The organism is Streptomyces rubiginosohelvolus (assembly GCF_014649875.1).
GTDB classification, from domain to species: domain Bacteria; phylum Actinomycetota; class Actinomycetes; order Streptomycetales; family Streptomycetaceae; genus Streptomyces; species Streptomyces rubiginosohelvolus.
This window is the reverse complement of the sequence record NZ_BMTW01000005.1, coordinates 41,779-63,992: the sequence shown is the minus strand read 5'-3', so window position 1 is coordinate 63,992 and position 22,214 is coordinate 41,779. Positions and strand designations below refer to the sequence as shown.

Genomic DNA, 22,214 nt, shown 5'->3' with positions numbered 1-22,214 from the left:
CCCCGGCGCTGACCCTGCGGCGACCGTAGGGCCACGCAACGTCACACAGTGGTGCGAACCGGGCATTGCACACGGCCGTCCGATTAGGGTGTGAAGCCTCTGTCGTCGAGGAGGAGGCGAGCCGTGCGACCGCACCGCGCCCCGGCGGCGACCCGCACCGCCGTGTGCGCCGTCGCCGCGCTCGCCCTGCTGTCCGGCTGCGGCGCGGCGGGCGGGCTGAAGAGCGCGGGGGACGCGCCGTCGGCCGTCGAGCCCAAGGCCCTGTGGCCGGAGCTGCCGCCCGCCTCCTCCGCCCCGTACGACTACGGGGAGGGCGAGACCGCGCGGATCCCGGGGATCCGGGTCACCGGCGGGGATGTGCGGCGACTGGATCCGGTGGCCGTGGCGCAGGCCGGCCTGAAGGCCAAGACGGACCGGGACAGCGGCCTGGACGAGCTGCCGGACGGCACGGTGCGGCAGATCAAGGCGTGCCGGACCGCCCCGGACGACTGCCCGGTCCTCCCGCCGTACTACCGCGACCTGACCGGTGACGGCAGGGACGAACTCGTGCTCGGCATCCGCATGCCCGATCAGCAGCTCGCCGTGCGCGTCTACATGCCCGACGCGGGCGGGCTGACCCGGATCATGTCCACCTACGACGCCGTGATCAGCGTGGAGCTGGCGGGCCGGGACCTGATCATGCGGGCGCCCTCGGTGATCCCGGGGTACGAGTACCGGACCGCGTGGTCCTGGGACGACCGGCAGCGCGCGATGCTGCCGACCCGGGACGAGATCCTGCGGACGCCCGAACACCGGAAGGCCCCGAGGCCGAAACGCACACCGACGGGCACGCCGACGAACCCGGCGACGGGCACGCCCACCCCGTCCGCCGACGCCCCATCGAGCCCGGGCACGCCGACGCCTTCCGACTCCGCCACGGGGACGCGATGAGGCGTCGGCGCCGGTTCCGCTCGCCCTCCTGGACCGCGAGCCTCACCTGGAAGTCCGCGGTCTTCCTGACCGCCATGTGCTGCACCCTGGCCGCCCTCCTCGGCGTCCTAGTGCACACCGCCGTCACCCGGCAGACCGTCGAGCACGCCCGCGAGAAGGCGCTCGCCCGGCTGGAGGTCGTCACCGACGCGTACGAGGCCGGGGAGCCGCTGCCCCGGGGGTCCGGTATCGACCCGCCCGGCCTGCCGGGCTCGCTGCGCGCCCTCGCGGCCGGGGGCGAGCGGGGCACGGTCGTCGCGGACGGGCCGCACCGGCCGGGCGACCCGGACGGCCAGGGCGGCCCCGCGATGTGGGCGGCGGGCCCGGCGGACGGGCGGGCGCTGGCCACCTGGACGGACTACAGCCACAGCGCGCGCACCATCGGCGGCCTCGACCGGGCGATCATCGGCTCCTCGCTGCTGGCCATCGCCGCCACGCTGCTCGTCGGGCTGTTCGCCGTCGGCCGGGTGACCCGCCGCCTCCACCAGAGCGCCCGGGTGGCCCGCCGGATCAGCGCGGGCGATCTCGACGCGCGGGTGAACGATCCGCGTACGGCGCGTCCGGTCCGCGCCCAGGACGAGGTGGCGATCGTGGCGGGCGCGCTCGACACGATGGCCTCGACCCTCCAGCGCAAGCTCCAGACCGAGCAGCGGTTCACCGCCGATGTGGCGCACGAGCTGCGCACTCCGCTGACCGGTCTGTCGGCCGCCGCCGAACTGCTGCCGCCGGGCCGCCCGGCGGAGCTGGTGCGCGACCGGGTGCAGGCGATGCGGGCGCTGACGGAGGACCTGCTGGAGATCTCCCGACTGGACGCCCGTACCGAGCAGGTCGACCTCGCCGTGCACGATCTCGCGCCGATCGCGGAGCGGGTCGTCCGGGCGTCGGGCACCGACACCGAGGTACGGGTGAGCGGCGCGGCCCGGGTGGAGACCGACCGGCGGCGGCTGGAGCGGGTGATCGGCAATCTGGTGGCCAACGCCCACCGGCACGGGGCCCCTCCGGTGGTGCTGAGCGTGGACGGCGCGGTGGTCTCCGTAACGGACCACGGGCCCGGGTTCCCGGCGTATCTGCTGGACGGCGGACCGCAGCGGTTCCGTACGGACGGCGCGGGCAAGGGGCACGGTCTCGGGCTGACCATCGCGCTCGGCCAGGCCCAGGTCATCGGCGCCCGGCTGGACTTCGGCAACGCGCCGGACGGCGGGGCGCTCGCCCGGTTGACCCTGCCGGAGTACGTGCGGCTCGACGACGGTGATTCCGCCGGGAATCCCGGTGGGGACAGGGGTCGGCGGGGCCCGGACGACCCGGACGGCTCAACGGGGAACGGCCCTCACGCATCGTGACGCGTTGCAGACCGTGAGTGGCGATTTTAGCGTGACGATCACGAGCCCAGCTCGTGTCCCCCACGTTCCGCTTTCCTCATCGCATGGAGGCAGCATGTCCCCCCTGTCCCGCCCCTCGCGGCTCCGCCGGCTCGGTCTCTGCGTCGCCACCGGCACGCTCGCGGCGCTCACGGCCGCCGCTCCCGCCGCCATGGCGGCCGACCCCCAGCCCGTCGGCCAGCGTGCGGAGGCCACCGCTCCGGACCCGACGTCCGACGAGCTCTCCGCCTCGGCGCTGCAGCGCGAGCACGAGGCGCAGCAGAAGGAGGCGCAGCAGAAGGAGGCGCAGCAGCAGGGCCAGGCGCGGCCCCAGGCGCCCAAGCGGACCTACAAGGGACGGGTCATCGCCAAGCCGTACCTGCTGCTCCGTGACAAGCCGACCCGCAGCAGCCGCGTCGTCGGCTCGGTGAAGTACGGCTCGTACGTCAACATCTTCTGCAAGACGAAGGGCGACAACGTCGACGGCAACAACCGCTGGTACCTGCTGACCGACGGCACCTGGGCCTGGGGTTCGGCCCGCTACATCGAGAACATCGGCACCGCGCCGAAGTGGTGCTGACCTCGCGTCACCCGCACATCCGCACCTGCGCCCGCCCCTGGAGCCCGGCCCCTGTCGCCGCGCGCTCCACGGGCGGGCGCGGGTGCGAGAGGGCTTCGGAAGCGACAAAGTTGTGACATAAGGGAAATACCGCCCACCTCTTGCTACGTTGCGGAGCATGACCGCAAAGACGGCGGACGCTCCCCCGCCCGAGCTCCGCCTGCCCAAGCGGCGCGGGGTGGAGCTCGCCCTCCTCGTCGGGGGCGTCCTGATCTCCGTCTTCGGCTATGCGGCGGTCGGGCTCACCCACGACGGAGCCGTGCCGCCCGATGTCGCCGGATACGGCGCCGGGCTCGGGGCGCTCGCGCTGCTCGCCCATGTCGCGGTCCGCTTCCGGGCCCCGTACGCCGATCCGCTGCTGCTGCCGATCGCCGTGCTGCTCAACGGCCTCGGCCTGGTGCTGATCTACCGGCTCGACCTGGAGACCCCGAGGGACCAGGCCGCGCCCACCCAGCTCGTCTGGTCCACGCTCGGCGTCGCGCTGTTCACCGCCGTGGTGGTGCTGCTGCGCGACCACCGGGTGCTCCAGCGGTACGCGTACCTCTCGGTGGCCACGGCGCTGGTGCTCCTGATCGTGCCGATCTTCTTCCCGGCGGTGAACGGGGCGAAGATCTGGATCCGGATCGGCGGACTCTCCTTCCAGCCCGGGGAGTTCGCCAAGATCCTGCTGGCGGTCTTCTTCGCCGCCTATCTCGCCGCCAACCGCAATGCGCTCGCGTACACCGGCCGCAGGGTGTGGAAGCTGCAACTGCCCGCGGGCCGGGTGCTCGGGCCGATCGTGGCGATCTGGCTGCTGAGCGTCGGCGTGCTGGTGCTGGAGCGCGACCTCGGCACCTCGCTGCTGTTCTTCGGGCTGTTCGTCATCATGCTGTACGTGGCGACGGGCCGGACCGGCTGGATCGCGGTCGGGCTGCTCCTGGCGGCCGTGGGGGCGTTCGTCGTCGGCTCCTTCGAACCGCACGTCCACAGCCGGGTGGAGGACTGGCTGGACCCGTTCGCCTCGATCGACGCGGGGCGGGGCCCGGGCCAGCTCGCCCAGTCGCTGTTCGCGTTCGCGGCGGGCGGGATGCTCGGGACGGGGCTCGGCGCCGGGAACTCCATCCTGATCGGCTTCGCCGCCAAGTCCGACTTCATCCTCGCGACCGCGGGCGAGGAGCTGGGCCTGTCCGGGCTGACCGCGATCTTCCTGCTCTACGCGCTGCTCGTGGCGCGCGGCTACCGGGCCGGGCTCGCCCTGCGCGACCCGTTCGGGCGGCTGCTCGCCATCGGTCTCGCCTCGATCCTGGCGCTCCAAATGTTCGTGATCGCGGGCGGGGTGATGGGGCTGATCCCGCTGACCGGGATGGCGATGCCGTTCCTCGCGCAGGGCGGCTCGTCCGTCGTCACCAACTGGATCATCGTGGCGCTGCTGATCCGGCTCAGCGACGTGGCACGCCGGCCCCATCCGGAGCAGGTGGAGACGGGGGTCGTCGCGGCGGCCGTGGAGGAGGAGAACCGGTGATCCGCTACATCCGGCGGGCCGCCGCCTTCTGTCTGCTGCTGCTCGTGGCGCTGCTCGTCAACGCGGCCCGCGTCCAGCTCTTCGAGGCCGACGAGCTGGACGACAACCCGGCCAACCGCCGTGACGCCATCGTCCGTTACGACCAGCCGCGCGGGAACATCCTGGTCGGCGACCGGTCCGTGACCGGCAACAAGGAGACCGGCGAACAGCTCAGTTTCGAGCGCACCTATCTGCACGGCCCGCTGTACGCACCGGTGACCGGATACGCCTCGCAGACGTACGGCACCACGCTGATCGAGAACGCCGAGGACGCCGTGCTCTCCGGTACGGACTCGCTGCTGGCTCCGCTGCCCTTCTGGAACGAGTTCACCCGGGGCCGGCAGCCGGGCGGCGATGTCGTCACGACCATCAAGGCCTCGATGCAGCAGGCCGCGTACGAGGGGCTGCGCGGGCGGCGGGGCGCGGTGGCTGCCCTGGACCCGTCGACGGGCGCGATCCTGGCCCTGGTGTCGACCCCCTCGTACGACCCCGAGCGGCTGTCAGGGACCGGGGCGGCGGTGACCGACGCGTGGTCCCGGCTGAACGACTCCACGAGCATGCCGATGCTCAACCGGGCCATCCGGCAGACCTATCCGCCGGGCTCCACGTTCAAGATCGTGACGGCGGCGGCGGCTCTGGACGACCGGGTGGTGACGGACGCGGACGCGGCCACGGACACCCCGTCGCCGTACGTCCTGCCGGGGACGCGGACGACCCTGCCGAACGAGGCGAGGGGCTGCGAGAACGCGTCGCTGGCGGACGCGATCCGGGTCTCCTGCAACACGGTGATGGCCCATCTGGGGGTGGAGGTCGGCCTCGACGGGATGGTGGGGACGGCGGAGAAGTTCGGCTTCAACGACACCGGGCTGCGCATCCCGTCCGGGGTGGCGAGGAGCAACTTCGACACGGACATGAGCGAGGACCAGTTGGCCCTGTCCTCGATCGGGCAGTTCAACACGACGGCGACCCCGCTCCAGATGGCGATGGTCGCGTCGGCGGTCGCCAACGGCGGGGATCTGCGGCGCCCGCATCTGGTGGACCGGGTGACCACGAACACCGGGGACACCGTCCGGCAGGAGGGGTCGGAGTCGTACGAGCGGCCGATGAACCCGGCGACGGCCGTGCAGCTCCAGCGGATGATGGTCGAGGTGGTGGAGAACGGCACCGGGTCGAACGCGGCGATCGACGGGGTCCGGGTCGGCGGCAAGACCGGCACCGCCCAGCACGGCGTCGACAACTCCGGTCTGCCGTACGCCTGGTTCATCTCCTGGGCCCAGGCCCCCGACTCCGGCCGCCCCGCCGTCGCGGTGGCGGTGGTGGTGGAGGACGCGGCCGCCGACCGGGCCGACATCAGCGGCGGCGGCAGCGCGGCCCCGATCGCCCGGGCCGTGATGGAGGCGGCAATGGAGGAGTGACCCGCCAGGCGTCGGACGGTGCGGGCAGACTGGGCCCATGACGCGTACGACCTCCGCCGTGGCGCGGGCCCTGGAACGGATCGAGCGGCTGGACCCGGCGCTGCACGCGTTCATCGAGGTCTGGCCGGAGACGGCGCTCGCCCGGGAGCGGGAGGCCCTGGCGCGGCGACTCCCCCTGGGCGGGCTGCCGTTCGCGGTGAAGGGCCCTTCCGGCATCCGCTCGTACGCGGCCCGCCGGCTGATCGCGGCGGGCGGGGTCCCGGTGGGCGCGACCTCGGTGCCCGACCCCGGCACCGTCTGGCAGACCTGGGGGCAGGGCGCGCGCGGTCGTACGGTCAACCCGTGGCGGGCTGACCGTACTCCGGGCGGGTCGTCGGCCGGGTCGGCGGTCGCGGTGGCGGCCGGGATGGCGGAGGCGGCGACGGGCAGCGACGGGGCCGGCTCGGTCCGCATCCCGGCCGCCTGGTGCGGGGTGTTCGGGCTGAAGACGACGAACGGGCTGCTCCCCTCCCCCGACCGGACCGGACTGGCCTCGGCCGGCGTGTTCGCCCGGTCGGCGGCGGCAGCGGAGCCGTATCTGCGCCGGGTGCTGGGCGGTGGCGGCCCGCCGGACGAGGCCTTCGGGCTTCCGCTGCCTCTCCCCCTGCCCGCCGTGTACAGCGAGGACCTCGGGTTCGCGGAGGTGGACCCGGAGGTGGCGGCCGTCGTCCGGGCGGCGGTGGACCGGCTCGTCGCGGCGGGGACCGTACGCCTGCTGGACCGCGACGCCGGACTGCTCGACCCGGCGGGAGCCTGGACGGCGGTACGGGGCGGGCCGCCGGACGACCCGGAGGCGGTGCGGGTGCGGCGGACGAACGGCGAGCGGCTGGAGGCGCTGTTCTCCGGAGGGGCCCTGCTGCTGACCCCGGCCACCCCGAACCGGCCGCACGGCCATGAGGGCCCGGGCTCCCGCTACTCCACGGCGCTCACCTGGGCGTTCAACCTGAGCGGGCATCCGGCGGCGAGCCTGCCCGCCGGGTTCACCGGGGACGGCTGTCCGGTGGGTCTCCAGCTGGTGGCCTCGCGCGGCGCGGACCTGGGGCTGCTCGCCGCGGCCCGCGCGGTGGAGGATGCCCTGCCCGCCGCGCCGACGCCGCCGCCACCGGGACATCGCTGAGCGACGGTCAGCCGATCGGCCGGCGGATCTCCTCGCGGACCTTGGCCGTCTCCTCCGCGACCGCCGCCAGGTCGATGGACTTCGGGTCCTTGAGCAGGGTCTCCGGGCGGATCACCCCGATCATCGCGGCGGTGTTGTCGTCGCCCCAGGCGCACATGGGGATGCTGACGAGGCCGCCGGACTCCTTCGACTGCACGACCTGGCACTCGACCGTGATGCTGTGCCCCTCGGGCCGGAACTTCTTGGGGCGCACGACGAGCGTCGCGCCGTCGGCCTCCGCCGCCCCCTCCATGATCTTGCCGCGCATGAAGTCGGGGCTGGCCAGCCGCCCGTACATCCCCGAGAGCACCAACGCGCCGCCCTTGGCCGAGGTGTAGTGCGCGACGACCGCCTCGGCGTCCCGGATGCTGGCGTCGGGGGTCTTCTCGATCTCCTCGCCCTCGGTCTCCGAGAGGTCCTGCTCCAGGCTGAACTCGCCGTCCAGGAGCTTCTTCTCCACGACGAGTTCGTACTCCGCCTTCGGATACACCAGGTCGGCGCCCTTGTCGGCGAGCTGGGTGACCCCGAAGACGATCCCGCCCGCCGCCAGGACCGCGCCGACCGCGATCCCGACGATCAGCCCGGTCCGCTTGCGGCGCGGGGGCTGAGGTCCCTGGGGCGGCCAGCCGCCGCCCGCACCCGGAGGGCCGGGCTGCCCCCAGCCGCCCTGCTGGGGCGGGAGCGGGGGCTGCTGCGGGTAGCCGTAGGGCTGCTGGTGCGGCACGGCCCCCGGCGCGACCGGCGGCGGGCCGCCGTACGGATTCTGCGGGTGCGGCGGCCCGTACGGGCCCTGCGGCGGATGCGGCGGGGTGGTCATGCGCTCACGGTACGGCAGGTTTGCGAACAGAATTTCGATGCGGCCGATATCGGTATCAGGTCGAGAGGAAGGCGTCCCGGGCGGCCGCTTCGCCGCCCTCCTCGGCTCAGGCGGCCGCCTCGCCGCCTTCCTCGATCGCCTCCGCGACCTCCGCCACCCGGGCCTCCTCCTCGGCGGCGAAGCGGTCCCGGTCCAGCTGTTCGGCTATCTCCTCGTCCTGCGACATCAGCAGGTCGAGGTTGGAGTCGCCGAGTTCGAGGACGCCCATGTCGACGTACGCCTTCTGGAGGCGGGGGCCCCACAGGCCGATGTCCTTGACACACGGGACGATGCGGCTGAAGAGCAGCTTCCGGAAGAGCTGGAGGTACTCCGAGTGCTCCGAGAGGTCATTCGCCTCCTGCTTGCCGATGCCGAAGTTCTCCAGGACCTCGACCCCGCTGAGCCGGTCCCGCATCAGGTAGCAGCCCTCGATCACGAACTCCTCGCGCTCGCGCAGTTCGGCGTCGCTCAGCTGCTTGTAGTAGTCGCGCAGCGCCATGCGCCCGAAGGCGACGTGCCGGGCCTCGTCCTGCATGACGTACGCGAGGATCTGCTTGGGCAGCGGCTTGGTCGTGGTGTCGCGGATCATCCCGAAGGCGGCCAGCGCCAGGCCCTCGATCAGGACCTGCATGCCGAGGTAGGGCATGTCCCAGCGGGAGTCGCGCAGGGTGTCGCCCAGCAGCCCCTGGAGGTTGTCGTTGACCGGGTAGAGCATGCCGATCTTCTCGTGCAGGAACCGGCCGTAGATCTCGGCGTGCCGGGCCTCGTCCATGGTCTGGGTGGCGGAGTAGAACTTGGCGTCCAGGTCGGGGACGGACTCCACGATGCGCGCCGCGCACACCATCGCGCCCTGCTCGCCGTGCAGGAACTGGCTGAACTGCCAGGAGGTGTAGTGCTTGCGCAGCTCCGCCCGGTCCTTCTCCGTCATCTTCGCCCAGTGCGGGGTGCCGTACAGGGTGAGCGCCTCGTCGGGGGTGCCGAGCGGGTCGGCGGGGTCGACCTCCAGGGACCAGTCGATGCGCTTGTTGCCGTCCCACTGCTTGTCCTTGCCCTTCTGGTAGAGGGCGAGGAGGCGTTCACGGCCGTCGTCGTAGTCCCAGCTGAACCGGGCGGCCCCGGTGGCGGGGACCTGCCAGATCGGTTCGGCGGGCGGGGTGGTGTAGAGCTCATGGGTGGACACGGACGGCTCCTTCGCCTCGGACAGCGGGACATGATCGACAAGTTCCGTGACGCCGAAGGCAGTTGAGCGCGTGCGTCAGCCGCCTCCCCGGCAGGTTCACACGTTGGTAGACATCGGGTCAACAAGTCGGACGGAACCGTGCGCAAGGGATTGACGGCCTTGCTGACGAGCAGTCTCATAAGAGGTGACCGTCGGTAACTCCCGTTTCCGGTGGCTCCTGTTCCCGGTCCCCCTCTGTGAGGTGCTCCCGCCATGACGACCGTCACCGCTCGCGATGCGACCGTGCTCCGCGACGCGCTCGGGCCGCTCCGCGACCGCGAGCAGATCGCCCTGCGGCTGCTCGAATCCTCGGCCAAGCACTCCTTCGACCCCGACACCGAACTCGACTGGGACGCGGCGGTCGAGGACGGCAAGTGGTTCTGGCCGCCGGAGCTGCTCTCGCTGTACGGGACCCCGATGTGGGACCGCATGTCCGAGGAGCAGCGGCTCGACCTCTCCCGGCACGAGGCGGCGGCCCTGGCCTCGCTCGGCATCTGGTTCGAGATCATCCTGATGCAGCTGCTGGTCCGGCACATCTACGACAAGCCCGTCACCAGCAACCACGTCCGCTACGCGCTCACGGAGATAGCCGACGAGTGCCGGCACTCGATGATGTTCGGCCGCATGATCGACTGGGGCGGCGCCCCGACGTATCCGGTGCCGCGGGTCTACCACAACCTCGCGCGGGTCCTGAAGACCGTCTCCACCACCCCCGGTTCGTTCGCCGCGACCCTGCTCGGCGAGGAGATCCTCGACTGGATGCAGCGCCTCACCTTCCCGGACGAGCGGGTGCAGACCCTGGTGCGCGGGGTGACCCGGATCCATGTCATCGAGGAGGCCCGGCACGTCCGGTACGCCCGCGAGGAGCTGCGCCGCCAGATGGTGACCGCCCCGCGCTGGGAGCGGGAACTGACCAAGGTCAGCTGCGGCGAGGCGGCCCGGGTGTTCTCCGTCTGCTTCGTGAACCCGCAGGTGTACGAGAACGTCGGCCTGGACCGCCGGGAGGCCCTCGCCCAGGTGAAGGCGAGCGGCCACCGCGCCGAGGTCATGCAGTCCGGGGCGAAACGGCTCACGGACTTCTTCGACGACATCGGGCTGCTGAACGGCGTCGGCCGCCGGCTGTGGCGAAGCTCCGGCCTGCTGGCCTGAGGTGTACGGGCCGGCACGGTCTAGGCTCGGGGGCATGACGTCCACCGCCGCAGTCCCGCCGCCCCGGGCGACGTACCGGAGGCTCAGCGTCGAGGAGCGCCGCGCCCAGCTGCTGCTCGCCGCGCTCGGCCTCTTCGCCCACCGGGCGCCCGACGAGGTGTCGCTCGACGAGGTGGCGGTGGCGGCCGGGGTGTCCCGGCCACTCGTCTACCGCTACTTCCCGGGCGGCCGGCAGCAGTTGTACGAGGCCGCGCTCGGCTCGGCGGCCGACGAGCTGACGCTGTGCTTCACCGAACCGCCGGTGGGCCCGCCGACCGAGCGGGTCGCCCGGGTCCTGGACCGCTATCTGCGCTTCGTCGACGAGCACGACACCGGGTTCAGCGCCCTGCTGCGCGGCGGCAGCGTCGTGGAGACCTCCCGGACCACGACGATCGTGGACGGGGTGCGCCGGGCGGCGGCCGACGAGATCCTGCGGCACCTCGGGCGGATGGGCGGGGCCGGGGAGCAGCCCGCCGGGCCCAGGCTGCGGATGATGGTGCGCAGTTGGATCGCGGCCGTCGAGGCGGCGTCGCTGATGTGGCTGGACGACGGGAAGCAGCCGGCCGCGGCCGAACTGCGCGGTTGGCTGGTCGACCACCTCATCGCCCTGCTCGCCGCGACCGCCGCCACCGACCCGGAGACCGCGGCGGTGGTGAACGACCTGCTGGCCCTGGAGACCTCCGAAGGACCGGCCGGACAGCTCGCGGAACGGGTGATTCCGGTCGTCGCGGAGGCGGCGCACCTGCTGCCCGCGTCCCCTGCGTCAGACTGACCGGGTGAAGAGCGAGAACACCCCTTTCCGCGGCGGTCCCCTGGACGGCCGGGTCCTGCCGATCCTGCTGGGCCCGACCGGCCATCCGCCGAAGTGGTACGAGGTCCCGGTGCCCTCCCCCGACGGCGGCCCCGCCACGGTGTACGCCTACCAGCGGGTCCCGGCCGGCTACACCAAGCGGCTCGGGTTCCAGCGCGGCTGGGTGTACGAGTACGCCCCCGGCGGCCGTGAGCACCGCACGCTCAAGTGGCCCTGGTCCAAGCCCCCGCGCCGCGACTGAACGACCGCGGGCGGTCCCCGCGTACGGCACAGGCCCTTAGACCCATCGGCAATGGGGGGGGTGGGTCTAAGATCGACGGTCAGGCGCCGGGGACGGGCCATCCGGTCGCCGCACAACGGTCACAAGGGGGTGCGCCATGGAGGCGCTGCGTCAGGACGATCCACGCCGCTTCGGTCGCTTCACCGCGCTGGCCCGCTTCGACGAAGGCGCGAGCGCCGTGCGGTACGTGGCCCGGGACATCGCGTCCGGCGAGACCGCCCTCATCACCGCCGCGCGCCCCGAACTGGCCGCCGTCCCCGTCTTCAGCCGCCGCTTCCAGGCCGAGGCCCGCACCGCCGAACGCCTCGCGGGCGGCTGGGTGACCCCGCCCCTGGACACCGGCGACCCGGCCGAGACGCCGGCGGGCGAGACGGAACCCCTGTGGACGGCGGCGGGTTACGTCCCCGCGCTGCCGCTGGCCGAGGCGATCGGGATCGCCGGTCCGCTGCCCGAGCGGGCGCTGCGGATACTGGGCGCGGGCATCGCCGAGATCCTCTCCCGGGTGCACGCCGCCGGGTCCGTGCTCCAGGGCCTGGCCCCCGGCACGGTGCTGCTGGCCGCCGACGGCCCCCGCCTGACCGCCTTCGGTCCGCTGGGCGCGGCAGCGTCGGCGGAGGCCCGCCCGGGCGGCCAGCTGTCGGTACGGCTCGGTTATCTGACGCCCGAGCAGATCGAGGGCAAGGAGGTCTCCGCCGCCTCCGACCTGTTCGTACTGGGGCTGCTCCTGGCGTACGCGGCGACCGGGACGACCCCGTTCACGGAGGGCCCGGCCGAGGAGGCCACCCGCCGGATCGCCGAGGACGAGCCCGAACTCGACGCCGTACCCGAGGAGTTGCGCGAGCTGATCGCGAATTGCCTGGCGAAGGACCCGGATCAGCGGCCCACCGCCGGCACGGTCGCCGCCGAGCTGGCCCTGGAGGGCGCGGCGGGCCTCGCCCGGGGCGGCTGGCTGCCCGAACCGCTCGCGGCGGCGGTGGCGGACCAGGAGGCGCGGGTGCTGGCCCTGGAGGTGCCGGAGGAGGGGGCGGCCGCGGCGGAGCACGAGCAGGGGGTCGCCCCCGCCGCGCCCGGGGACGCCGGGACGAAGCCCGACCAGGCCGATGCCGCCGCCCCCGAGGACGCCCGGCCCGAGGCCCCCCGGACGCTCCGGGAGCCGGAGGGCGCGCGCACGGCCCCGGAACCGGAGGACGCACGGCCGGAGGACGCGCCGCCGGTGACGGCCTCCGGGGCCCCCAAGGCCGCCGAGAGCCCCGCGGCCCCGGAGCCCGAGGACGCCCGGCCGCTGCCCGCGCCGCCGGTGGACGCGCCCGCGCTCCAGAAGCCCGCCGACGCCCCCGCGCCCTCCGGGAACGCCGACACGGGGAACGGGGACATCGGCGAGGACCGGGGCACCACCCGCTTCCTCAACACCGGGCCGCGCCCGCCGCAGAACGACCGGCCGACCACCCAGCTCGCGCTCCCCCACGAACTCACCGCGCCCCGGGCCCCGGACGCCCTCCCGGCTCCGCACCCCGTGCAGCCCGCCGCACCCCTCGCCCTGCCCGCCGCACCCGTCACCGCGCAGCCGCACAGCCACACGCACGGCGGGCCCGCGCCATACCCCGCGGCCGCTCTCCCGGCCAGGCCCGCGGGCCCGGCCGGTCCCGGCCAGGGGCCGATGGTGTCGTTGCCGCTGCCGCCCGCACCGGCCCCGGCGCCCGACCCGGCCGCTAGCCGCCGGACCCTCCTGACCATCGCGGCGGCGGCCGTCGGCGGGCTGATCGTGGGCGGCGGTTCGGTCGCCGCGCTCGGGTCCGGGGACACCGCCCGGGCGACGGACGACAAGCCCGCGCCCAAGCCCCGCCGTACGCTCCCCGGCCAGGCCCCCGAGCCGCGCTGGATCTACGCGCACCCCGCCTCCGAGTCGTCCCCGCTCACCACCGCGCTCTGGCAGGACAAGCTCCTCGTGGTGACCAGCGAGAGCCAGGCCAGCGCCGTCGACCTGCGCACCGGCAAGCGGCTGTGGCAGCGCGCGGACGGGGCGAAGGGACAGGTCGCACTGGCGGCGGGCGCCGATCTCGTCTTCGTTGCGAGCCCGACGGAGTTCCTGTGGCTGTCACCGAAGGACGGCAAGGTCGTACACCGCGTGCGCTACACCGAGGCCTTCGACGACCTGCCGGGGCTCACCGTCGGGCGGCTGGCCGGGAGTTCCGGGCCGGTCATCTGGTTCACCGGGTCGCACACGGTCACGGTGAAGGCCCCGAAGCCGAAGAAGGGCAAGAAGAAGGGCAAGGACAAGGAAGTCGTCGAGGCCTACTTCTTCGCGTACGACATCGTGCAGCGCAAGGAGCTGTGGCGTACCCCCGTGCCCGCGGGCCGTGCCCCCGGCACCCCCGCCTACCGGGTGGTAGCGGAGCGCTCCGCCGACGTCCTCGTACGGCAGGACGCGGTCAGTCTGACGGCGGCCGAGGTCAAGAAGGCCAAGGGGAAGGGGTCGGTCCGCTCATTCGACCAGAAGACCGGCAAGCTGCTGTGGACCAGGCAGTACGGCGCGGCCTCCCTGGAGGCCGCCACCTCGGGCGACGAGGACGGGTCGCTGTACGCGGCGGTCGGCCAGGACCTCCAGGCCTTCGAGGCGGACACGGCGAAGCCGCTGTGGCGCGTCGAGGGCAGTGACGGTTCGTGGTTCGGCACCCCGCTGATCGCCGGGCCCCTCATCCACACCACCGAACGCAGCCGGCTGGTCGGCGCGGTGGAGCGGGAGAGCGGCCGGCTCGTGTGGCGCCGCTCCACGGAGGTGCCGGGCACCGGACCCGCCCCCTCGCTCACGCTGAGCGGCAGCGAGAAGACCCTGATCGCCGCCGACGCCATCCAGGTCACGGTGTTCTCGGCGGCCGACGGCGAGCGGCTGTGGAAGTTCCAGGACATCGGGTCGGCCGACCCGAAGGGCGAGACGGTCAGCGCGTCGTACCGGACGCTCGCTTTCGGCGAGACCGTCGTCGTCCAGCGGGACCGGTCCTTCTACGCCTTCCCGGTGGCCTGAGGCAGCACGCCCTCCCGTCATCACCGCCGTCCGGGGGATGCCCCGGGCGGCGCGCCGCGCGGTGCTTGCATCACCCGACACCGAGTGACCGGATTAATAGGATTCGCTCACTTATGGACGGGTCCGTTGCCGGGCCGCGTCTCCGTCACGGAGGTGATGTCGTGTCAGGCAGGTTCCTGCGCGCGGTCTGCACGACCGTGCTGACCACGGCGCTCACGGTCTCGCCGGCCACCGTCGCTTCGGCCGAGCCCGGCCCCGTACCGTCCGAGGAATCCGACGCGACGGACACGAACACGGACACGCCGGATGCGGACGCCGACACGGACGCGGCGGACGAGGACCCTGCGGACACGGACACGGAAACGGACGCTGCGGAGGTCGACGCCGAGACCGCCCTCGCCGCCCCCGAGGCGCCCAGAAGCGTCGTCGCCCTGCTGCGCGAACTCCAGACCCGCTACCAGGCGGCGGAGGAGGCGAGCGAGACCTACAACGCCACCGCCGAGAAGCTGAAGCAGCGCACGGCCCAGCTCAAGAAGGTGAACGCGGACCTGGCGAAGGCGCGGGCCGCGCTGGAGGTGAGCCGCGGGGACGCCGGGCGGCTGGCCCGGGAGCAGTACCAGGGGCGTACGGAGTTCTCCGCGTACCTCCGGCTCCTGCTGGCCCACGATCCCCAGCGGGCCCTGGACCAGAGCCACGTCGTGGGGCGGCTGGCGGCGAACCGCGCGGCGACGGTGGACCGGCTCACCGACTCCGCCCGGCGGGCCGACCGGTTGGCCGCCGCCTCCCGCAAGGCGCTGGACCAGCAGAAGAAGCTCGCAGCCCGCCAGAAGAAGCAGCGCGATGCCGTGAACGGCAAGCTCAGGGAGGTCGAGGGGCTGCTCGCCACGCTCTCCGAGGAACAGATCACCCAGCTCGCCGGTCTCGAACAGCAGGGCGTGGACAAGGCCCAGCGCGAGCTGGTGGCTTCCGGCGCGCTCAGCTCCACCCGGCCGCCGACCCGGCAGGGCGGGGACGCGGTGGCGTACGCGGTCCGGCAGATCGGCAAGCCGTACGTGTGGGGCGCGGAGGGGCCCGACTCCTTCGACTGCTCCGGGCTCACGTCCGAAGCCTGGTCGGCGGCGGGGCGGGCGATCCCGCGCACCTCGCAGGAGCAGTGGAAGCAGCTCCCGAGGGTGCCGGTGTCCGCGCTGCGCCCCGGGGACCTGGTGATCTACTTCCCCAAGGCGACCCATGTGGCGCTGTACATCGGCGACGGCCTGGTGGTGCAGGCGCCCCGCCCCGGCGCGAAGGTCAAGGTCTCACCGCTGGCGTCGAACCCGCTGCTGGGGGCCGTACGCCCCGACCCCGGCGGCGCCCCGCTGTCGACGTACACCCGCCCGGAGCTGCCCGAGGGCGCGCGGGACGGCTCGGACACGGGGTACGGCACGGATGCGGCGCCCGACGCCTCGTAGGCCGTACGTGGCCCGTACGAACAGACCTCGGCGGCCGGACCGGCGGTGCTGGTCCGGCCGCCGAAGCGGTGATCGGGGCGCTCAGGCCCCGGCGACCGAGGCCAGGTAGGCGTTCGTCTTGTCCGGCTCGTAGAAGAAGTTCTCGAAGTCCGCCGGGTTGTTGAACCCGTTGGCGAAGCGGTTCGCGACCGGCTGGAGCTGGCCGGCGGCGCCGATCAGGTTCAGCACGTGCTCCGGCGGGACGCCGAGCATCGCGTTGGTCCACTTGGTGACGTGCTGTGCGGTCTCCCAGTAACGGTCGAAGGTGGACTGCATCCACGCCGCGTCGAACTCCTTCTCGCCGTGCTCGACGATCGCGTCCAGGTACGCGTTCGCGCACTTGGAGGCCGAGTTGGAGCCCTGGCCGGTGATCGGGTCGTTGGCCACGACGACGTCCGCGACGCCGAGGACCAGGCCGCCGCCGGGCAGCCGCCCGATCGGCTTGCGGACCGTGGGGGCGTAGCGGCCGGCGAGGGTGCCGTTGGCGTCGGTCAGCTCGACCTTGGTGGCGCGGGCGTACTCCCACGGCGTGAACTTCTCCATCAGCTCCAGGGTCTTCGCCAGGTGCTCGGAGGGGTCCTTGATGCCCTGGAAGGCGTCGAGCGGTCCGCCCGGGATGCCCTCCCAGAAGAGGATGTCGGCGCGGCCCGAGGTGGTGAGCGTCGGCATGACGAAGAGCTCGCCGACGCCCGGCACCAGGTTGCAGCGGACCGCGTCGAACTCCGGGTGCTCCGGGCGCGGGCCCATGCCGTGGACGTACGCCACGGCCAGCGCGCGCTGCGGGGCGTCGAACGGCGAACGGGCCGCGTCCCGGCCGAACATGGAGACCAGTTCGCCCTTGCCGGCCGAGACCATCACCAGGTCGTAGGTGCGGGAGAAGTAGTCCAGGTCGGAGACGGCCGCCCCGTGGATGACGAGCTGTCCGCCGCGCTGGGCGAAGGTCTCCATCCAGCCGGCCATCTTCACGCGCTGGTCGACGGACTGGGCGTACCCGTCCAGCTTGCCGACCCAGTCGATGGCGCGGGAGGAGTCGGGGGCGGCGACGGAGACGCCGAGTCCCTCGATCTTCGGGGCCTGGGACTCCCAGAAGTTCAGCTGGTAGTCCCGCTCGTGCTGGAGCGCGGTGTGGAACATGCACTGCGTCGACATGACCCGGCCGGAGCGGATCTCGTCGGCGGTCCGGTTGGACATCAGGGTGACTTCGTAGCCTCTGGACTGCAGCCCCAGGGCCAGCTGGAGCCCGGACTGGCCGGCTCCGACTATGAGTATCTTCCGCATCGCGGCTCTCCGTGCTCCGTCGTTTCTGAATTCGAGGCGTCAGGCGGGGGTGACGTCGAGAGCATGGCCCACGAGGGCCAGCAGCGACTCGACGACCGTGATCCTGTTACGCGCGTCCATGATCACTATCGGCACCTGCGGGGGTACGGTCAGGGCCTCCCTGACGTCCTCCGCCTCGTAACCGGGGGTTCCCTCGAAGTGGTTGACCGCCACGATGTAGGGGAGGCCGCAGCTCTCGAAGTAGTCGAGCGCCGGGAAGCAGTCCTCCAGACGCCGGGTGTCGGCGAGGACGACCGCGCCGATCGCCCCGCGCACCAGGTCGTCCCACATGAACCAGAAGCGCTGCTGGCCCGGGGTGCCGAAGACGTACAGGACGAGGTCGTCGTCGAGGGTGAGACGGCCGAAGTCCATGGCCACCGTCGTGGTGGTCTTCTCCGGCGTCGCCGAGAGATCGTCGGTCTCCTCGCTGGCCTGGGTCATCAGCGCTTCGGTCTGGAGCGGTGTGATCTCGGAGACCGAGCCGACGAACGTCGTCTTGCCGACGCCGAATCCGCCCGCCACCACGATCTTGGTGGCGGTGGGGGCGCGGGTGTGGTCGAGCTGCCAGGCCTGGAGGGACTCCTCGGCCTGGTCCTGGGGCTGCGACGGCCGGTCGTCCCGGGAGCCCGGCTGACGCGGGGCGAAGAGCGGCGCCTCAGAGACGGCGGAGTCCATTGAGCACCCTTTCGAGCAGTGCGCGGTCGGGCTGGCCGGTGCCGTGACCGGTTCCGTACACGCGGATCTTTCCTTGGTCGGCCAGGTCGCTGAGCAGCACCCGGACGACTCCGAGCGGCATCTTCAACAGGGCCGAGATCTCCGCGACCGTACGCATGCGGCGGCAGAGTTCGACGATGGCCTGGAGCTCCGGCATGACCCGCGATGCGAGGTTGCCGTTGGTGAGTTCGCGGCGCTCCTCGGGTGCTTCGAGGGCAGCGACGAACGTCTCGACCAGCAGGACGTGCCCGAACCGGGTGCGGCCGCCGGTGAGGGAGTACGGGCGGACCCGGGCGGGGCGCTTGTCGGCCCCGCGGACGGGGAGCCGGGGGGCGGGTTCCGCTGCGGCGGTGGTCACAGGGCGCTCTCCATCGATGTGCGCAGCTCGCTGCGGAGTTCGGGGGTGAGGACGTGTCCGGCCCGGCCGACGAAGAGGGCCATGTGGTACGCGACGACGCTCATGTCGCAGTCCGGGGTGGCGTGGACGCCGAGGAGGGAGCCGTCGCTGATCGACATGACGAAGACGCTGCCCTCGTCCATGGCGACCATCGTCTGTTTGACGCCGCCGCCGTCCATCAGCTTCGCGGCTCCGACGGTCAGCGAACCGATGCCGGAGACGATCGTGGCCAGGTCGGCGCTGGATCCCTTGGGGCCGTCCGACGGTCCGGCGGCCTTCGCCTGGTGATGGCCGGGGTCGGAGGAGAGCAGCATCAGGCCGTCGGACGAGACGACGGTGACCGAGTGGACCCCTGGCACCTCCTCCACGAGATTGCTCAGCAACCAGTGAAGGTTCCGGGCCTCGGTACTCAGCCCGAATGTGCTGGGCGCAGTCAACTGCGTGCCTCCTCGACTGTGTCCCCCGTCTCTTCGTTCCGTGTGTCCTGTGCGGCGCCTGTGGGGTGCGCGGTGGTGCTCTCGTGCCCCGTACGCCCCGTGGGTACGCTCCCGGGCTGGGCGACGGCGATGCCGCCGGTCTCGGCGATCTCGGCCTCGACGTCGCGCCGGCCCTCCTTCGCCGCCTGGTGGAAGCTGCCGAGCCGGCGGCGCAGCGCGTCCCGGTCGAGGCTGCCGGTGCGTCCGGGGGCGGGGGTCGCGTCGTCCGGCCGGACCACCTTGGGGGTGCGCTTCGGCAGTCCCTTGTCAGTGACACGGCCTGGCTCGGGGCGGCGGGGGCCGGGGACGGTCTCGGCGGGGGCGTCGGGCACTGCGGCCGCTTCGGGGGCCTCGGCGCGGGGCGCGGGGCGGAACGCGGGCCCGTCCGGGTCGTGGTGGCCGGGTCCGGTGTCGGCCGGGCGCTCGTGGCGGTCGGGGCCGATGGCGTACGGGTCGGCGGACGGTGCGGCCTCTTCCGCCGGAGCCGCGGGCGGCTTCGGCAGCCGGACCTGCAGCGTGATCTCGGACTCCGACTCGGCGGCGGTGTCCGTGTCGGCGTCCGCGTCGGCGTCCGGGGCGGTCCCGGCGTCGGTCTCGGTTTCCGCGATCGGCTGCCGGACCTCCCGCGTCCGGTCCTGCGGCGGTACGGCGGTGGCTTCCGGGTTCTCGTCGGCGGTCTCGGCCGGAGCGGTCCCGGCGTCGGCGCCCTCGGAGGCGTCGGCGTTCTCGCGGATCGTCCGCTCGGCGGCGGCGATCATCGGGTCGGCTTCGGCCGGGCCGGGCTCGGCGGGCGTCCCGGCGGCCGTCTCGTGGGCGTTCTCCGCGTCGGCGGCCGGCTCGGGCAGCGCGGCCGGCTGCGGGGAACGGCTGGGCAGGGCATTGGAGTTGGCTTCGGCCACCGAGCCCGGGAGGTTGAGCGTGGGCGCGTCGCCGGGCAGTTGCACGGCGGGCGGGGTGGCGGCGGGCAGCGTCTTGGGCAGCAGGGCCTGCGGCAGGACGACGACGGCCGTCACTCCACTCCCCTTCTGCTCGCGCAGCTGGACCCGCACGCCGTGCCGGGCGGCCAGCAACGACGTCACCTGGAGACCGAGTCCGGCGCCGTCGGCATTCTGCTCACCGGCCTCGAACGAGGCCGGGTCGGCCAGCCTGGCATTCAGCTCGTCCATCCGGACCGTCGACATGCCGATGCCCTCGTCCGACACGGAGAGCATCACCTCGCCGCTCTCCAGCAACCAGCCGGACAGCTCGACATGGGAGTCCGGCGGGGAGAAGGAGGTGGCGTTCTCCAGGAGTTCGGCCAGCAGGTGGCTGAGGTCGTCGGCGGCGAACCCGGCGATCTGGGCGTGCGGCGGCAGGGACTGGATGGTGACTCGCTCGTACCGCTCGATCTCGCTGACGGCGGCGCGCGCCACGTCGACCAGCGGGATCGGCCCGGCGTGGCCGTGGCCGTGCTCGGCGCCCGCGAGGACGAGCATGTTCTCGCTGTGGCGGCGCATGACCGTGGCCATGTGGTCGAGCTTGAAGAGGGTGGCCAGGCGCTCCGGGTCCTGCTCGCGCTCCTCCAGGCCCTCGATGACGCCGAGCTGCCGCTCTACGAGGCCGAGGGTGCGCAGCGAGAGGTTGACGAAGGTGTGGTGGACCGTGTTCTTCAGCTGTCCGAGCTGGGTGGCGAGCTCGGCGGTCCGCTCCTGGAGTTCGGTCCGCTGCTGCGCCAGGGACTCGCGGCTCTTGATCAGGCCGGAGCGTTCGGCGGTGAGGCTTTCGACGCGTCCGCCGAGGTCCTGGTGGAGGGCGGTGAGCCGGCCGTGCAGGGTGTTCATCGACCGGACGACCTGGGCGAACTCGTCGTTGCGGCCGGTGTAGCGGACCGGTTCGGCGTTCTCGGGGTCCTCGGCCAGGCGCGCGGCGCCGATGCGCAGGACGGCGAGCGGCTGGGTGAGGGTGCGGGCGACGGCGGTGGAGACGCCGACGGCGAGCAGGAAGCAGCCGCCGAGCAGGGCGATGGCCAGTTCGAGGGCGGTGACGTCGTCGTCGCGCAGGCCCTCCAGGTGCTGGACCTGGCCGGTGGTCAGGGCGGACTCGACGCTGCGCATCCGGTCGACGCGGGCGGAGAGCGCGGCCTCCAGCTTCCGGGGGCTGACCTTGCGTTCGGCTTCCGACAGCTCGGGGCGGTCGGTGAGGCGGGTGAGGTACTTCTCGGCGTCGTTGACCTGGGAGCCGGTGACGGTGGCGGAGAGCTTGTCGCGGGCCTCCGGGTCCGCCGCCTGGTCGAAGTCGGCGAGCGCGGCCAGCTCCCGTACCCGGGCCTGCTGGGCGGCGGCGCTCAGCTCGTCGCGTTCGCGGTCGGCCCGGGCGGCGCCCTCGTCCTGGGTCTGCACGGGCAGCCCGGTGAAGGGGTCGGTCTGCGGGGCCGTCGGCTCGGGGCTGGGCACGGAAAGCGCGGCGAGGAGGAGCCCGCGGGTGGCGGAGGCCTGTTCGGAGGCGCCGCCGAGGGTGAGCGGGGCCCGGGTGGCGTCGGCGGCGCGCGGCGGGGTCTTCTCCGCGAGTTCGGCGGCGATGCCGTGCAGTTTGGCGATGAGGTCGGAGTACGCCTGGTGCGCCTCCAGGGCCGAGCCCTTGCCGGTCAGCGCGGAGCGGCGCACGGAGGGGACCGTCGAGAGGTCCCGGCGCAGGGCCGCGGAGGCCGCGTCGTGGATCTCGTCGATCTGCTGGTCGACGCGGGTCGTGCGGGCGGTGCGGTTCTTCGCGCCGTCGCCGCCGTCGCCTTCCTCGGCGCGGCCGGCGGCGATGTACGCGGTGACGGCGTCACGCTCGTCGGCGAGGGAGTGCCCGAGGGTGACCGCCTGCTGGTTCAGCTCGGCGAGGGTGACCAGCCTCTGGGACTCGGTGAGATCGGCGGAGGCTCCGAGCACGGCGGGGGTGCCCGCCGCCACGACGATGACGCCGACGACCGCGACCCCGGCGACCAGTCGGCTGCGCACCCGCACGGTCCGCTTGTCCGCACCGGGTGCCGGAGGCGTCGCCCCGGAACCGTCGCGCGTCGTGCCCTTGCTCCGCGGCCGCTTCTTCTGCACCGGTGCTCGCAATCTTGACTCGTCCACCCTTGAAGCAGAGGTGACGCACGGTCACATGGAAGGGCGCCCCGCTCCTGGTACGGCTTCCGACCATTCCAGCGCTTATGAGAGGGGGGCGCGCATCAACCGCTCCGCCACTCGAAGGAGTGAACATCACTCTGGAGTTGACGAACAAGTCTCCCCCGCGGGACCCCTGACCATGCGTGGGTCACGGGGTGGAACTTCCGCTCAGCCTTTGGCAGGATGCCCGCCCGCACGCTCCCCGGAGCCCGTC

Annotated in this window: 18 protein-coding genes; 11 read left to right on the top strand and 7 right to left on the bottom strand. The window is 73.0% G+C overall.

What is annotated here, in order from left to right:
• Window positions 1-123: 123 nt before the first annotated feature.
• The 6 genes from IE134_RS14560 (at window position 124) to IE134_RS14535 (ending at window position 7,057) form a co-directional block, all read left to right on the top strand.
• Complete coding sequence (locus IE134_RS14560) at window positions 124-930, top strand: hypothetical protein (protein ID WP_098895592.1); 807 nt, start codon at window positions 124-126, stop codon at window positions 928-930.
• Window positions 927-2,309, top strand: coding sequence for an ATP-binding protein (locus IE134_RS14555; RefSeq protein ID WP_098018988.1), 1,383 nt, complete (start codon window positions 927-929; stop codon window positions 2,307-2,309). The genes IE134_RS14560 and IE134_RS14555 overlap by 4 nt, the downstream gene beginning before the upstream one ends.
• Window positions 2,310-2,403: 94 nt before the next feature.
• Window positions 2,404-2,907, top strand: coding sequence for an SH3 domain-containing protein (locus tag IE134_RS14550; protein ID WP_126930750.1), 504 nt, complete (start codon window positions 2,404-2,406; stop codon window positions 2,905-2,907).
• A gap of 157 nt (window positions 2,908-3,064) precedes the next feature.
• Entirely contained in the window at window positions 3,065-4,447 is a 1,383-nt protein-coding gene (locus tag IE134_RS14545; protein ID WP_126930751.1) for an FtsW/RodA/SpoVE family cell cycle protein, read from the top strand.
• The gene (locus tag IE134_RS14540; RefSeq protein WP_126930752.1) at window positions 4,444-5,901 is read left to right on the top strand and encodes a peptidoglycan D,D-transpeptidase FtsI family protein; all 1,458 of its coding nucleotides are present in this window, start codon (window positions 4,444-4,446) and stop codon (window positions 5,899-5,901) included. The genes IE134_RS14545 and IE134_RS14540 overlap by 4 nt, the downstream gene beginning before the upstream one ends.
• A 37-nt stretch (window positions 5,902-5,938) precedes the next feature.
• Window positions 5,939-7,057, top strand: coding sequence for an amidase family protein (locus IE134_RS14535; protein ID WP_126930753.1), 1,119 nt, complete (start codon window positions 5,939-5,941; stop codon window positions 7,055-7,057).
• 7 nt (window positions 7,058-7,064) lie between these two features.
• Here the strand turns inward: IE134_RS14535 and IE134_RS14530 are convergent, their stop codons facing one another.
• Both IE134_RS14530 and IE134_RS14525 read right to left on the bottom strand, forming a co-directional pair.
• Entirely contained in the window at window positions 7,065-7,913 is an 849-nt protein-coding gene (locus IE134_RS14530) for a hypothetical protein (protein WP_030715345.1), read from the bottom strand.
• A gap of 106 nt (window positions 7,914-8,019) precedes the next feature.
• Window positions 8,020-9,132 carry a ferritin-like domain-containing protein gene (locus IE134_RS14525; protein ID WP_126930754.1) on the bottom strand — a complete coding sequence of 371 codons (1,113 nt, stop codon included), beginning with the start codon at window positions 9,130-9,132 and terminating at the stop codon, window positions 8,020-8,022.
• Window positions 9,133-9,384: 252 nt separating this feature from the next.
• Between IE134_RS14525 and IE134_RS14520 the strand changes: the two genes are divergently transcribed.
• The 5 genes from IE134_RS14520 to IE134_RS14500 all read left to right on the top strand — a co-directional run bounded on the left by IE134_RS14520 (window position 9,385) and on the right by IE134_RS14500 (window position 15,923).
• Complete coding sequence (locus IE134_RS14520; RefSeq protein WP_030715351.1) at window positions 9,385-10,320, top strand: AurF N-oxygenase family protein; 936 nt, start codon at window positions 9,385-9,387, stop codon at window positions 10,318-10,320.
• A 34-nt stretch (window positions 10,321-10,354) separates the two neighbouring features.
• Window positions 10,355-11,131: a TetR/AcrR family transcriptional regulator gene (locus tag IE134_RS14515; RefSeq protein ID WP_030715354.1), complete on the top strand. Its 777-nt coding sequence runs from the start codon at window positions 10,355-10,357 to the stop codon at window positions 11,129-11,131.
• A 4-nt stretch (window positions 11,132-11,135) separates the two neighbouring features.
• Window positions 11,136-11,411: a DUF8847 domain-containing protein gene (locus IE134_RS14510; RefSeq protein WP_098895586.1), complete on the top strand. Its 276-nt coding sequence runs from the start codon at window positions 11,136-11,138 to the stop codon at window positions 11,409-11,411.
• A gap of 136 nt (window positions 11,412-11,547) precedes the next feature.
• The gene (locus IE134_RS14505) at window positions 11,548-14,472 is read left to right on the top strand and encodes an outer membrane protein assembly factor BamB family protein (RefSeq protein WP_030715357.1); all 2,925 of its coding nucleotides are present in this window, start codon (window positions 11,548-11,550) and stop codon (window positions 14,470-14,472) included.
• A 161-nt stretch (window positions 14,473-14,633) separates the two neighbouring features.
• Window positions 14,634-15,923, top strand: coding sequence for a C40 family peptidase (locus IE134_RS14500; protein ID WP_030715360.1), 1,290 nt, complete (start codon window positions 14,634-14,636; stop codon window positions 15,921-15,923).
• 81 nt (window positions 15,924-16,004) lie between these two features.
• On the opposite strand, the gene IE134_RS14495 is transcribed toward IE134_RS14500, so the two are convergent.
• From IE134_RS14495 to IE134_RS14475, 5 genes are read right to left on the bottom strand one after another with little or no spacing between them, the layout of a single operon-like run.
• Window positions 16,005-17,240 (bottom strand): styrene monooxygenase/indole monooxygenase family protein, encoded by a 1,236-nt coding sequence (locus IE134_RS14495; protein ID WP_030715363.1) that lies wholly within the window; start codon window positions 17,238-17,240, stop codon window positions 16,005-16,007.
• 39 nt (window positions 17,241-17,279) lie between these two features.
• On the bottom strand, window positions 17,280-17,954 hold the full coding sequence (locus tag IE134_RS14490) for a GTP-binding protein (protein WP_030715365.1): 675 nt from the start codon (window positions 17,952-17,954) through the stop codon (window positions 17,280-17,282).
• Entirely contained in the window at window positions 17,935-18,351 is a 417-nt protein-coding gene (locus IE134_RS14485; protein WP_006127542.1) for a DUF742 domain-containing protein, read from the bottom strand. The genes IE134_RS14490 and IE134_RS14485 overlap by 20 nt, the downstream gene beginning before the upstream one ends.
• Window positions 18,348-18,827: a roadblock/LC7 domain-containing protein gene (locus IE134_RS14480; RefSeq protein WP_029182359.1), complete on the bottom strand. Its 480-nt coding sequence runs from the start codon at window positions 18,825-18,827 to the stop codon at window positions 18,348-18,350. The genes IE134_RS14485 and IE134_RS14480 overlap by 4 nt, the downstream gene beginning before the upstream one ends.
• The gene (locus IE134_RS14475) at window positions 18,824-21,940 is read right to left on the bottom strand and encodes a sensor histidine kinase (RefSeq protein WP_189430799.1); all 3,117 of its coding nucleotides are present in this window, start codon (window positions 21,938-21,940) and stop codon (window positions 18,824-18,826) included. Before IE134_RS14475 ends, IE134_RS14480 begins: the two co-directional genes overlap by 4 nt.
• Window positions 21,941-22,214: the final 274 nt, after the last annotated feature.